The sequence below is a fragment of the Spongiactinospora gelatinilytica genome, assembly GCF_003236385.1.
In the GTDB taxonomy this organism is placed as follows: domain Bacteria; phylum Actinomycetota; class Actinomycetes; order Streptosporangiales; family Streptosporangiaceae; genus Spongiactinospora; species Spongiactinospora gelatinilytica.
Genome location: NZ_POUA01000225.1, coordinates 1 through 12,608, shown reverse-complemented (window position 1 = coordinate 12,608; position 12,608 = coordinate 1). Strand labels below are relative to the sequence as shown.

Annotated in this window: 15 protein-coding genes; 3 read left to right on the top strand and 12 right to left on the bottom strand. The window is 70.5% G+C overall.

All coding sequences use genetic code 11. From position 1 onward, the window contains the following. On the top strand, nt 1-183 hold a 183-nt coding region (locus tag C1I98_RS44295; protein ID WP_233508157.1), incomplete at its 5' end, for a hypothetical protein. 22 nt (nt 184-205) lie between these two features. On the opposite strand, the gene C1I98_RS24990 is transcribed toward C1I98_RS44295, so the two are convergent. The 9 genes from C1I98_RS24990 to C1I98_RS45120 form a co-directional block, all read right to left on the bottom strand. Beyond that, nucleotides 206-1,360 (bottom strand): ABC transporter permease, encoded by a 1,155-nt coding sequence (locus C1I98_RS24990; protein ID WP_111169868.1) that lies wholly within the window; start codon nt 1,358-1,360, stop codon nt 206-208. Then, complete coding sequence (locus tag C1I98_RS24985) at nt 1,357-2,250, bottom strand: ABC transporter ATP-binding protein (RefSeq protein ID WP_233508156.1); 894 nt, start codon at nt 2,248-2,250, stop codon at nt 1,357-1,359. Before C1I98_RS24985 ends, C1I98_RS24990 begins: the two co-directional genes overlap by 4 nt. After that, the gene (locus C1I98_RS44290; RefSeq protein WP_267898072.1) at nt 2,243-2,557 is read right to left on the bottom strand and encodes a winged helix-turn-helix domain-containing protein; all 315 of its coding nucleotides are present in this window, start codon (nt 2,555-2,557) and stop codon (nt 2,243-2,245) included. The genes C1I98_RS24985 and C1I98_RS44290 overlap by 8 nt, the downstream gene beginning before the upstream one ends. Next, nucleotides 2,554-2,997: a threonine/serine exporter family protein gene (locus C1I98_RS24975; RefSeq protein ID WP_146607614.1), complete on the bottom strand. Its 444-nt coding sequence runs from the start codon at nt 2,995-2,997 to the stop codon at nt 2,554-2,556. The genes C1I98_RS44290 and C1I98_RS24975 overlap by 4 nt, the downstream gene beginning before the upstream one ends. A gap of 67 nt (nt 2,998-3,064) precedes the next feature. Next, on the bottom strand, nt 3,065-3,754 hold the full coding sequence (locus C1I98_RS24970; protein ID WP_111169869.1) for a group II truncated hemoglobin: 690 nt from the start codon (nt 3,752-3,754) through the stop codon (nt 3,065-3,067). A gap of 23 nt (nt 3,755-3,777) precedes the next feature. Continuing rightward, the gene (locus C1I98_RS24965) at nt 3,778-4,464 is read right to left on the bottom strand and encodes a response regulator (RefSeq protein WP_111169864.1); all 687 of its coding nucleotides are present in this window, start codon (nt 4,462-4,464) and stop codon (nt 3,778-3,780) included. Nucleotides 4,465-4,510: 46 nt separating this feature from the next. Continuing rightward, a complete protein-coding gene (locus C1I98_RS24960) occupies nt 4,511-5,164 on the bottom strand; it encodes a nitroreductase family protein (protein ID WP_233508155.1) in 654 nt (217 codons plus the stop codon). Continuing rightward, nucleotides 5,157-5,852, bottom strand: coding sequence for an MBL fold metallo-hydrolase (locus C1I98_RS43140; RefSeq protein ID WP_199537194.1), 696 nt, complete (start codon nt 5,850-5,852; stop codon nt 5,157-5,159). Before C1I98_RS43140 ends, C1I98_RS24960 begins: the two co-directional genes overlap by 8 nt. A 76-nt stretch (nt 5,853-5,928) precedes the next feature. Continuing rightward, complete coding sequence (locus tag C1I98_RS45120; RefSeq protein ID WP_199537193.1) at nt 5,929-6,168, bottom strand: MBL fold metallo-hydrolase; 240 nt, start codon at nt 6,166-6,168, stop codon at nt 5,929-5,931. 825 nt (nt 6,169-6,993) lie between these two features. Between C1I98_RS45120 and C1I98_RS24950 the strand changes: the two genes are divergently transcribed. Then, nucleotides 6,994-8,667, top strand: a complete 1,674-nt coding sequence (locus tag C1I98_RS24950) for an ABC transporter ATP-binding protein (protein WP_233508154.1) — start codon at nt 6,994-6,996, stop codon at nt 8,665-8,667. Here the strand turns inward: C1I98_RS24950 and C1I98_RS24945 are convergent, their stop codons facing one another. Further along, nucleotides 8,668-9,381, bottom strand: coding sequence for a hypothetical protein (locus C1I98_RS24945; protein ID WP_146607613.1), 714 nt, complete (start codon nt 9,379-9,381; stop codon nt 8,668-8,670). 195 nt (nt 9,382-9,576) lie between these two features. Next, complete coding sequence (locus C1I98_RS24940) at nt 9,577-10,902, bottom strand: MFS transporter (protein ID WP_111169860.1); 1,326 nt, start codon at nt 10,900-10,902, stop codon at nt 9,577-9,579. Between the two features lie 115 nt (nt 10,903-11,017). Between C1I98_RS24940 and C1I98_RS24935 the strand changes: the two genes are divergently transcribed. Continuing rightward, the gene (locus C1I98_RS24935) at nt 11,018-11,824 is read left to right on the top strand and encodes an SAM-dependent methyltransferase (RefSeq protein ID WP_267898071.1); all 807 of its coding nucleotides are present in this window, start codon (nt 11,018-11,020) and stop codon (nt 11,822-11,824) included. 4 nt (nt 11,825-11,828) lie between these two features. Here the strand turns inward: C1I98_RS24935 and C1I98_RS24930 are convergent, their stop codons facing one another. Continuing rightward, nucleotides 11,829-12,461, bottom strand: coding sequence for an SRPBCC family protein (locus tag C1I98_RS24930; protein ID WP_111169858.1), 633 nt, complete (start codon nt 12,459-12,461; stop codon nt 11,829-11,831). Between the last annotated feature and the right edge of the window lie 147 nt (nt 12,462-12,608).

The following is a 12,608-nucleotide window of genomic DNA, read 5'->3' as shown; positions in this document are numbered from 1 at the left end:
CCTCAGTGCCCTGATCCCCACCCAGATCAGAAGGAAGACCCCGAAACCGCCCTGGACACGCCCGTGATGCTTCGCGTCGTCCAGGGCGGTTTCGGGGTCTTCCTTCTGATCTGGGTGGGGATCAGGGCACTGAGGCTGGCCCGCCGGACCAGGGCCACCGCCCGGCACCGCCGTACCGCCTGACGGCCACGCCGGGAGCCCCCCGCTAGCGCAGTACTTCGGTGAGGCGGATGCGGGCCCCGGTGCGCAGGACCGCGCGGCGGTAGATGCGGGCTCCCGCCGCGAGGACGGCGGCCACCGCGGCGAGCATCGCGACGGCCGCGACGGCGAGTTCCCAGAGCTGGACCTCTGTGGCGGCCATGCGGACCGGCATGACCATGGAGGAGAACGGCGGGACCAGGGACAGCACCCGAGCGAGCGGCCCGGTCGGTTCGGCGACGGCGTAGAAGGCGACCAGGTAGACCGCCATGAGGAGCGTGGTCAGCGGGGTGAGCACGCCGCCGACCTCCTCCTGCCGGGACACCAGCGAACCGAAGCCCGCCGCCAGCACCGCGAAGAACGCGTATCCCAGCAGGAACCACACCACCGCCCCCGCCACGATGCCCGCCACGCCGTCGGGCAGGTCGGCGGTCAACCCGGTCGCGACGCCCGCCGAGAGCCCGGCCACGATGATGACCCCCAGATTGACCAGGCCGAGCACGCCAAGGCCGAGGATCTTGCCGGCCAGCAGTTGCCAGGGGCGGATCGAGGTGAGGATCAGTTCGACGATCCGGCTGCCCTTCTCCTCGACCACTCCCATGGCCACCGCGGTGACCGAGGACATGAGCAGGAAGAACAGCACGAAGACGATCAGCATGGCGAAGCCCGACCGCACCGAGGAGTCGCCGCGCAGCGGGCTGACCGATTGTTCGGTGAGCGGCGCGACCCGCATGGCCTCGGTGACCTTGGCGGGGTCGAGCCCGGCGGCGCGCAATTGTTCCTGGGTCTTCACGCTGGTGTGCCCGGCCTGGAGGATGACGCCGAGGCGGCGGTCGACCGCGCCGTCGGCGAGGAGCGCGCGGCCGTCGAGCACGGCGGCGTCGATGTCCCCGGCCAGTAGCGCGGTGCGGGCGGCGGCCTCGTCGGGCAGCGGGGTGAAGGACAGGTCGACCTTCTGGGCGGTGGCGGCCGTGGTGGCGGCGGTGCGCAGCGAGTCGGAGCCGACCAGGCCGACGTCGTAGGAGTCGTTGCCCGCGAACAGTTTGGGCAGCATGGCCAGCGCGGCGACGAGCACGGCGCTGACCGCGAGGCTGATCAGGAAGCCCTTGGTGCGCGCGCGTACGCCGATCTCGCGCCGCGCGACCAGCAGGATGTCGTTCACGCCACGGCCTCCCTGAAGATCTCGGTGAGCGTCGGCTGCTCCCAGCCGAAGTGCTCGACCGTGCCGGCGCTCATCGCGGCGCGCAGGATCGCCTGGTCGTCGGCTTCCGCGGCGCGGAGTACGTGGACGCCGTTCTGGTGGGTGATCTCGGCGGGCAGGTCGTCGGCCCACCCGGGCCCGGCACCGCGCACCACGACCTTGAGCTGCCTGCGGCCTTCCCTGGCGCGGACCTCGTCCACCGGCCCGGCGGCCACCATTCGCCCGGCGGAGATGATGCCGACCGAGTCGCACATCTGTTCCACCAGGTCGAGCTGGTGGCTGGAGAAGATCACCGGTACGCCCGCGGCGCGGCGTTCGGCGAGCACGCCGGCCAGCGTGTCCACGGCGATGGGGTCCAGGCCGGAGAACGGCTCGTCGAGGATCAGCAGCGTGGGGTCGTGGACGAGCGCGACGGCGAGTTGCACCCGCTGCTGGTTGCCGAGGGACAGCGCCTCGATGGGGTCGCCGGCCCGCTCGCTGAGGCCGAGCCGTTCGAGCAGGTCGTGGGTGGCGGTCCGCGCCGCGGCCGGGGACATGCCGTGCAGCCTGCCGAAGTACTCGATCTGCTCGGCGACCCGCATCTTCTGGTACAGGCCGCGCTCTTCGGGCATGTAGCCGAAGCCGCGCCGGTCCTCGAAGGTCATCGGGCGGCCCTGCCACAGGACCTCTCCGGAGTCGGCTTCGAGCACGCCCATGACGATCCGCATGGTGGTGGTCTTTCCCGCGCCGTTGGCGCCGACGAAGCCGAACATCTCGCCGGGGCGGACGGCGAGGCCGACGCCGCGCAGCGCCTCCTTGTCGCCGTATCGCTTGTGCAGCGCGCGGGTCTCCATTGCGGAGCGGTCAGGCACGGGTGGCCCCTTCCGTGATCTGCCGGAGTACGTCGGTGTAGCGCGCGAAGGCGGCCCGGCCCTGCTCGGTGAGCGAGAGCCAGGTCTTGGCGCGCTTGCCGACGAACGCCTTGTCGACGTTCACGTAACCGGCGTTTTCGAGAGTGACGATGTGCTTGGAGAGCAGGGAGTCGCTGACCTCGATGGTGTCGCGGAGGAAGCGGAAGTCGATCCGCTCCGCGCCGGACAGCGCCGCCATGATGGACAGGCGGACCGGGGCGTGGATGACCTCGTCCAGGTCGTGGCGCGGGTGCGTGGCGCCTCTCAACCTGTCACTTCCCGGTGGCGCAGCACCCAGCCGCCCCAGATGGGCGGCGCGCCGGCGACGACCGCGGTCAGTACGGCCAGCGCGACCCATTGCGGGCCGGGCTCGTCGGGCATCAGGAAGACGGCGAACAGTGTGGCCGCCGCGCTGGTGAGCAGGAAGCCCGCGGCGATCGGCCACTGCAACCGCCAGATCGCCCTGCTGAAGACGCGCTGGCGGAAGACGTAGACCATCGAGCCGGCGACGAACAGCATCCATCCCCAGCCGGCGATGCCGCGCAGCGTCTCGCCGCCGAGCAGGATGGCCAGCCAGTAGACGACGGCCCCGAAGCCCAGGGCGAACATCCAGCGGCCGGCCCATCGGCCGGAGCGGCGCACGCTCCCGCCGATCTGGTCGATCTCGCGCAGCGCCTCCTCGGCGCTCAGCCTGTCGTTCACACGCACCCCCAACCAGCATGTGTTCAACAAGCTAGCAAGCACTCAACTTTCGTTCAAGTACTCATCCGAGAGGCTAGCCGACGTACGGCGGCGCGACGCCCCACCCCCAGCGCGGCACGGGCGCCTGCCGGATCGGGTCGGCGTCCGGCTGGGAGTTGGTGACGGCCAGGCGGGTGCCCCACTCGATGTAGCCGAGGAAGGCCGCGCGGAACTCGGGGTCGGCGGGCAGGCCGACCTCGTCGGCGGCGTCCTGGAGGAGGGAGACCCAGCGGCGGCGCTGCGGCTCGCTGATCGCCTTGCCGAGGTGGTGGGCGAGCATCGCGACGTACCCGCCGCGTTCGGTGGTGTAGCGGTCAGGTCCGCCGAACACCTCTGAGAGCCACATGGCGACATAGCGCGGGTGCTCGGGGTGCATGTGCGCGAACAGCGGCCCGATCATGTCGTCCTTGAGAACCTTGTCGTAGAACGCCGCGGTCAGCCGCTCGAACGCCGCGGCGCCGCCCGCCCACTGGTAGATCGTGGGCACCGAGCCGCCGGTGCCCCGGACGCGGGTGGGGGCGTAGCGGGTGCGCTCGGCGGCCAGCTCGGGGGCGGGCGGCTCGCCGGGCTCGTCCCAGGTGATCCGCAGCAGGTAGGTCCGTCCGTCGCGGGCCAGCTCGTAGTCGGCGCAGCCGGAAGCACCGGACAAGTGGTCGGCGACCCGTTTCTCGAACTCCTCCGCCCCGTCCTCGGGCACCTGGTACCGCACGTACTCGATCGTCATGAACCCCACCCTTAGTCAGGTAATCATGTAATCGCATCATTACCGGGGACGAAACGATACCCCATCCCCGGCTCGGTGATCAGGTGAACGGGACGCGCCGGATCGGGCTCCAGCTTGCGGCGGAGCTGGGCCATGTACTGCCGCAGGTAGTTCGTCTCCTTGACGTACACCTCGCCCCAGACCTCCGCCAGCAGCGCGCGCTGGCCGACCAGCTTGCCGGGGTTGCGGACCAGCACCTCCAGCAGGTGCCATTCGGTGGGCGTGAGCCGTACGCCGCCGGAGACGGTCTTGCTCGCCAGGTCCACCACGTGGGAGCCGATCCGGACCCGCGCGGGCTCCTCCCCCTGCTGCCCGGTACGCCGGCTCACCGCGCGGATCCTGGCGAGCAGTTCGTCGATCGCGAACGGCTTGGTCACGTAGTCGTCGGCGCCCGCGTCCAGGGCCTCGACCTTGTCGTCGCTGCCCGCGCGGCCGGACAGCACCACGATCGGCACGCTGGTCCAGCCGCGCAGGCCGTGGATGACCTCCACGCCGTCCATGTCGGGTAGCCCGAGGTCCAGCACCACGAGGTCGGGGTGCCAGTCCGCGGCCTTCTGCAGCGCCGCGCCACCGTCGGCGGCCACCGCGACCTCGTAGCGGCGGGCGGACAGGTTGATGCGTAGGGCGCGGAGCAACTGCGGCTCGTCGTCCACGACAAGGATCCGCGTCACGCGACCACGCCCCGGCTCGTCATGGTCTCAGGCTACGACCGGCCGCTCAGGTGGGTTCGTCCAGGTGGATCAGGGCCTGCGCGAGCGGCTTCCTGGCGAGGTCAGGTACCTCGACGTCCGGCGCCGGGTAGCCGACCGGGAAGAGGATGTAGGGCCGCTCGTTGGCGGGCCTGCCGCAGATCTCGGTCAGGAACGCCATCGGGTTGGGGGTGTGGGTGAGCGTGCACAGGTGCATGGTGTGCAGCGCGGTGATGAAAAGGCCGCAGGCGATGCCCACGCTCTCGTTGACGTAGTAGTGCTTGCGCTTGGAGCCGTCCGGGGCCACGCCGTACTTCTCCGCGAAGCAGACCACCAGCCACGGGGCCACCTCCAGGTAGCCCTTGTCGGAGCCGGTCTCCAGCGGGGCCAGCGCCTCGCGCCACTCGGCGGGCAGCCGGCCGCCCTCGTAGTTCTGGCGCTCCTCGATCTCGGCGGCCTCCTTGATCCGCTTCTTCGTCTCCTGGTCGCCGACCAGGACGAACTTCCACGGTTGCTGGTGCGCCCCGGAGGGCGCGGTGTTGGCCGCCCGCACGGCGATCTCGATGCACTCGCGCGGGACCGGTTCGGGGCTGAACGCCCGCACGCTCCTGCGTCCGTCGACCAGCTCGAAGAACTCGCGTCCGCGGGCGAGCATCTCCGCCACGGGGTACCGGTCAGGCACGTAAGGGATGAACGGGAATGAATGCTCCATGAGTCCGTAGTCTTGACGGCTCGCGGCGACTCGGCAACGTCGGATTCGGGCCTTTCTCCCGGACCTCAGGCGTGGCAGGCGATCGGGCCGCCGTTGACGGTGACCATGTCGGGCCAGACGCCGGTAGCGCGAGGGGCGAGCCCGGGGGGTTGCCGTCCAGCTCGTGGTAGGCCCGGTGCAGGTTGCCGACCAGCCGTTCGCTCTCCGTCCAGTCGGCGAACGGGCCGCGGCGCGGGCCATGGTCAGCGGCGGTGCGCCGGTCTTGTGCCCGTACCGGGCCAGGCCGTCCACGAGGGCCGTGTATCCGACCAGGTCGGCGAGCACCCGGCGGACCTCCTCGCCCCGGCAGATCGCGCCGTGCCCGGGGACCAGCACCAGGGTCCAGCTCGCGCAGCATGGCCAGGGCGCGCGGGTAGCCGGCCACGCTGCCCTCCACCAGGAACGGCTGGCCGCCGTTGATCACCAGGTCTCCGGCGAACGCCACGCGCTCTTCCGGCAGCCAGGCGATGACGTCGCCGCGGGTGTGCGCGGGCCCGGCGTGCAGCAGGTCGATCCGGCGCTCGCCGATGTGCAGGGCCATCCGGGTCTCGAACGTCACCTCCGGCGGGCGCAGCCGCAGCTCGCCGTACGCGGGGCCGGTGAGGATCTCGGCCGCCACGAGCCCGGCGGCGAGGATGTCCGCACGGCAGTGGACGTGGCCGATGACCGGGGTGGCGGCCGGCAGCAGTCAGTTGCTAGGTGTGGTCGCCGTGGTGGTGGGTGTTGACCAGGGCGCGCGGCGGCCCCTCGCCCGCGACCTCGGCGACGCGCGCCAGCAGGGCCCGGTCGCGCGCCTCGGTACATGTGGTGTCAACGAGCAGGTGCCCGCCGGCGCCGTCCAGCACCAGGCCGGTGTTGTTGAGCATCCAGCTCCCGTCGGGCTGCACATAGGCGAATACGCCGTCGGCGACCTCGTGGAGTGCGGGTTCGGGCATCGTACGGCGCGGCGCTCGCTGCATTGTGCGGCCCCCAAGGGAAGTCGGATGCTGCGACGATAGCCAACCGCGGTTGGAAGGTCATGCCATTCCCGGGAATATCCCTTGGAGGATCGACCTTCGCGCTTTCCGGCCGCTCAGCGGGGGTCCGATCAACCCGGCGTGACCGGCCCGGCGCGAAGAGGCAGCGAATGCGCCCCCACCTACTCATGAGTAATGCCCGGTCAGGTCTTTACGTGGGCAGCGTTTGGCGACAATGCACTATGACATGAGCGGACGAAGCTTTCATAGCCCTTGAAAGTACCGCACGTCTAGATTTATCCGAACAAACCTGCAAAAAATCCACGAATCAAGCAAGGCCGCCCGTTTGCGTAATTGTCCGACTACGGCTGGTAATGTCGCTTTCGCAAGTCCAGGAAAAGGACAGGCGAAGGGGGAAATCCAAATGATTGCTCAGGTCTTCCCGACCCACTGGGGCGGCGGCTGTGGCGGCGGCTGGGGCGGAGGCTGTGGTGGTGGCTGCCATCGGCGCCGCTGGCGCTGCCACCTCGTCTGCTGCCGCCGCCGGCGCCGCTGCTGCGGCCGCGGCTGGCGGGGCTGGTGGTAACAAAGTCAGGGGGAGGCCGACGGCTCGCCCGTCGGCCTTCCCCCTCCCCACTCGACGAGGCCGCCACGGAGCCCGAGGCGGCTTTTTCCACGCCCCGCGACGGCGAGGGGCGGGCGCGCGGCGCGCCGGGGGAAGAGACGCCGCTGGCCCCGATGGTCTCCATCAGGCAGACGATAAGGAGGTTCTGGCCCTACACCCGCGGTCTGCGCAGGTGGATCGTGCTAGGGATCGGGTGCGCGGCCGTGGCCGCGGGCTGCGAGGTCGCGGCCATCTCGCTGTTCGGCACCATCACCGACCAGGTGCTGGCCAGGGGTCACCTGGACGCTTTCTGGGCGCCCGCGACCGGCTGGCTCGCTCTCGCGCTGGTCGGCGCGGTGCTGTCCTTCAGCGGGGCCTACGCGACCGCGTTCGGCGGAGAGCGCTTCCTGTACCGGCTGCGCGACCGTTTGTTCCGGCATATGCAGACGTTGACACCCGACTACTACGACAACCGCCGGCTCGGCGACCAGATGTCCAGGCTGACCAACGACATCGAGGCCATCGAGGAACTGCTGGCCTCCGGGGTGGTCCGGCTGTTCACCACAGCGGTGAGCGTCGTGTTCTTCGCCGGGGCGGCCCTGGTCCTGCGGTGGGACCTGGCGCTGGTGACGCTCGCGCTGGTACCGGCCTTCCTCGGGGTCTCCAAGCTGTTCGCGGGCCGGTTCCGCGTCGCCGCGGCCCGCGAACGGCGGGCCAACGGGGAGATGAACAGCGTCATCGAGGAGAGCCTGGCCAACCAGTCACTGGTCCAGGCATACAACCGTCAGGAGAACGAGGCGGCCCGGCTGAACCGGCAGGGCCGCAGGTGGATGCTGGCCAACCTGGCGCAGGCCAGGTTGTCGGCGCTGTACGGGCCGGTCGTGCAGATCATCGAGACGCTGTGCGTGCTGGTCGTGATCGGCGTGGGGGCCTGGGAGATCGCGGCCGGGCGGCTCACCATCGGCGGGCTGCTGGCGTTCGCCGCCTACCTCGCGTACCTGTACCCGGCGGTGCAGAGCCTGGGCGAGCTGGCGCTCACGGTCTCGGAGGCCGCGGCGGGGTCGGACCGGGTGATGGAGGTGCTGCGCACCAGTCCGGACGTCGCGGACCCGGGCGCGCCGGGCGAGCCGGAGGCGCACGCCGAGCCGATCACCGCGGTACCGCCCGCACCGGCCACGTCGCCGAACAGGGGACGCGGGGAGATCGCGTTCGAGAACGTCGGATTCACCTATCCGAACAGGAAGCGGGCCACGCTGACCGGCCTGTCGTTCGCTGCGGGCCCCGGCGACCTCATCCTGTGCACCGGGCCGAGCGGGGCCGGCAAGTCCACCGTCGCCAAGCTGCTGCTGCGGTTCTACGACGCCACCACGGGGCGCATCACGCTGGACGGCAGGGACATCCGCGAGCTGCCGAGCCGGATGGTGCGCGACAACATCACCATCCTGCAACAGGAGAACCTGCTGTTCTCCGGCACCGTGCGGGACAACATCGCGTTCGGACGGCCGGGGTGCGAGCTGGACGAGATCGTCCAGGCGGCCATCCTGGCGGACGTACACGACTTCATCGGCACGCTGCCGGAGAAGTACGACACGCCGATCGGCGAGCGCGGCCGGCTGCTGTCCGGGGGGCAGCGCCAGCGGATCGCCATCGCCAGGGCGATCCTGCGGGACGCGCCGGTGCTCATCCTGGACGAGCCGATGACCGGGCTGGACTCGGCCACCGCCGCGCGGATCATGGAGCCGCTCGGCCGGCTCATGGCCGGCCGGACGACGATCTTCATCACCCATGACCCGCGCCTCGTTCCAGGGGCGGCGCGTGAGGTGGTACTGCCGCCCGGCGTGGACGAGGAGGCGGTGGTACCGGTGCCCAAGTGATCAGTCGCGCGGGCCGTTCTTGTGCCCGTTGCCGTTCCCGTTCCCGTTCCCGTTCTTCCAGCCGTCGTGGCCCGGACCGTTCTTCCACTTACGCGGACGGTCCGGGTCGCCGGGCTTCTTGCAGACGAACCACACGCTGCCGCACTTCATCTTGGACAGGATGTGCCTGCGGACGAGGAGCGTGGTGTGCAGGCGGGAGATCAGCCGCACCCGGCGTACCAGGGTGTGATCGTCGACCTCGACTTTCACGCAGCGCAGCCAGATGTCCCTGACGCCCAGCCTGGCGTCGAACGGCACGCCCTCGGTGTCGTGACCGTAACCGTCGTCGTCCAGGCCGATGCCGAGCTCGCGACTCCCCCGCCGCGAGCCCACGGCGTTGATGGCGTCGGAGGCGACGGTGGCGTGCGTGGACGGGCTGGGGCAGCGGACCTCGACCCGCAGATCGGAGTCGCGGCGCGGCGCCCAGGGCCGCACCCGCAGCGCGGTGATCCGGCTGTTCCTGACGGGGTCGATCCGGCCGTCGTCGTCAGGATCCTCGCCCTGGCCCGATCCGTCGTCGTCATTGTCGGGCATCGGGTAGGACCGGGCCACGGCGGTACGCCAGCCGTCGTCCGCCGGAGCGTCGAGGGCGAGCGCCTCGGCGAGCGCGCCGGGCATGATGACGGGCCCGGCGAGGGCGGCCGCCAGAATTCCTGCTCCTGCGGTCAAGCGCATTCTTTTCTCCTCCTGCCGGGCGGCAGCCCGGATGTTCGGCAAACTGCCGTCGCAATGACGGCGCGGAGGGTTTCGTGCGCGGCTGTGACCCGTGCCCGACCGGTAATTGATCAGACCAGCCGTCCCAGTATGCCGATGAGATCGGGCGGACCCGGGGGAACGCCACGCCGTTTCCCCGGATACCGCTCGGCGGTTTCAGGAGGTCAGGGCGGCCTCTCTGGCCAGGTCGGCCTCGGGGCGGGGGCGTACGCGACGCCGTACGGCCAGCCCGAACGCGACCACCGCCAGCCCGAACGCGGCCGAGAGCACGAACGGCCCGGCGGGCCGCCAGACGTCGTAGAGAACGCCGCCCAGCGCGGAGACGATCATGATGCCCACCGCCCCGCAGAGCGTGTGCACGCCGAACGCCGAGCCGCGCACGTCGGCGGGGGCCTGCTGGGCGAGCAGCGGGCCCGCGGTGGTGATGCCGGCGATCTCGCCGATGCCGATGAGCACCGCGACCACCATCATCCCGGCACCGAGCGGGTCGTCGATGAGCAGAGTGGACAGGTACGCGAGGGCGGCGACGGTCTGCGCGAGGATGACCAGGTTCTCCCGGCGCATCCGGTCACCCAGCCAGCCGAACAGCGGCGCGCCCAGCAGCGCCACGGTCTGCGAGACGCCGACCACCGCGCCCGCCCTGGCCAGGGCCTCCGCGCTGGACATGCCGCCCTGGCGGGTGGCGTGGTCCACGATCCACAGCGTCATGAAGCCGACGACCACGGCGAGGTCGGCCCTGGCGACGAACGAGGCCGCGTAGGACAGCGCGACGCCCGGGTCTCTGGCGAGCGCGACGCCCTCACGGACCAGGCGCTGCAGCGGGGTGTGCCCGGCGGTGCGGCTGACGGGGGCCCGGGAGAGGGTCCGCCACAGCAGCGCGGCGACGACCAGGACGCAGGCCGCGATCATCAGGAAGGCCAGCCGGGCGGCGGTGACCGGGTCGTGGCCCGCGGACTCCAGGGTCTGCGGGAGCCGTACCATGACCAGCACCGCGACCACCGCGCCGAGCCCGCCGAAGAACCCGGTCAGGCCGTAGGACTTGCCGCGCGACCGGCTGCGGACGTAGTCGATCGCGACCGTGGAGAGCATCGCGTTGAGCGCCGCGACGCCGAGGCCGAAGACCACCCGCAGGGCGATCAGCACGGCGGTGTTCCCGGCGAAGGGGAACAGAGCGGTGCCGATCGCGGTCAGGGCGAATCCGGCCACCACGATCGGGCGGCGGCCGAACCGGTCCGCGAGCGCGCCGTACCAGGCCAGGCTGGCGATCATCGCCAGTTCGGCGGCGAAACCGAGCGCGCCGACCACCCTGCCCTGCGCCGATTCCGGCACGCCGAGAACGGCGCCGAGGATGTGCGGCTGGGTGGACGGAAGGAATGAGATGACCGCAGTGGAGGCCGTGGCCATGGATAACAGGGCCCACATGTTGCCCCGGGAAATGCCGTCCGCGAGCTGGGCGCCCAGCACGCGCGGGGGAACAGTCATGGATGGATCATGACATTTGGTGCAGCGCCCAGGCTAGTCCCCAATTCTCCCATATAGGTGGATTTAGCGTTTCAAGGTAAGATCCCGGGGATCTGGGTGGCTAGGGAGGCAGAGCGTGGATCCAAGGTTACTCCGGGTAGGATTCAACCCGAATATTCCCAATTCGGCACGAATGTATGACTACTTTCTGGGCGGCAAGAACAACCTGCCGGTGGACCGGGCCGCCGCCGAGATGGTATTGAAATACGTGCCGGAAATCCCCATCGGCATCAGGGAGAACCGGGAGTTCCTCTGCCGGGCGGTGCGTTTCCTGGCCGAGCAGGGCGTCCATCAGTTCCTGGACATCGGCGCGGGCCTGCCGACGCAGCACAACGTACACCAGGTCGCCGCCGAGGTCGTGCCGGAGGGCCGGACGGTCTACGTGGACAACGACCCGCAGGTGCTCGTCCACGCCAGGGCCCTGCTCCAGGACAGCCCCAACGTGATCGTCGCCGCGGGCGACCTGCGCCGCCCCGGGGAGATCCTGCGCGACCCGGCCGTGCGCGCGCACCTGGACTTCGACCGGCCGATCGCGGTCCTGCTGCTCGCCATCCTGCACTTCATCCCGGACGGCGACGACCCGGCGGGCATCGTCCGCACGCTGCGCGCGGCCGTCGCCCCGGGCAGCTTCCTGGCGCTGTCGCACGTCGTGGTGGACGAGCGCCCGGAGGCCGTCGCGCCGGTCGAACGGATCTACCAGAACGCCTCCACGCCCTTCGTCGGGCGGCTGTCCAGCGAGGTCGAGCCGTTCTTCACGGGCCTGGACCTCGTCGAGCCGGGCCTGGTCAACCTGCACGAGTGGCGGTCGGACGCCCAGGTCATCGACCCGTTGCTGGAGAAGTCCAAGCCCTACTTCCTGTGCGGCGTGGGGAAGGTCCGCTGACCCGTCATCCGGTGGCCGTGTAGAACCCGGCGGTGCGCTCGGCCGCGGCCCGGGCCGCCTCGGGCTCGGCACCGGCGGCGACGCTCGCCTCACGCCACCGATCGCCGCTCAGCTCCACGAACCGCCGGTACTCCGCCGTCTTCGTCCACTCGGTGTTCATCTCCGGCGGCACCCCGGCACCGGTGGAGATGTGCATCGCCAGGCCCAGCAGCCCGAGATCCCAGCCGACGCCGGTGGCGCCCGGGCCGTACTGCTCCCACAGGTCATCGCTCACATGCGCGACATGCTCCAGCTCCAGCCGCGCCCCACCCTCGGGCCCGGGCGACAGCCGCACCTCGATCCAGCTCACCTGCCCACCGAACTCCCACGTGGCGGCGAACCCCTTCGGCGGATCACACCGCTCGATCACCCCACCCGCGTTCCCTTCGAGCTGGTAACGCCCGCGCAACCGCAGCTCCCCGCTGATCGGCATGAACCAACGCGGAATCCGCTCGGCATTCGTGCAGGCGTCCCACAGATCCTCGACGGTGGTGTCGTACGTCTGACTGATGGTCTGAACCCGCGCCTCCCCGGCTTCCAGCACCCGCGTACCGAGGCTGCGCCGGACGGCGTTGATCTGGTGTGTCACATCGATCATGTGTGCGAGAATATCAGAGTCCGCTTATATAAGTAAGAGCTTCCTTTCTGGATCGGCCCAGCTCCGGCCGCTGGGTCAGCCTGTTCTCGGTGGGTCTCCCCAGAAGACCGGGGGGCCGCTCGCCTGCGGTGGCGGTGGCGGTGGTGG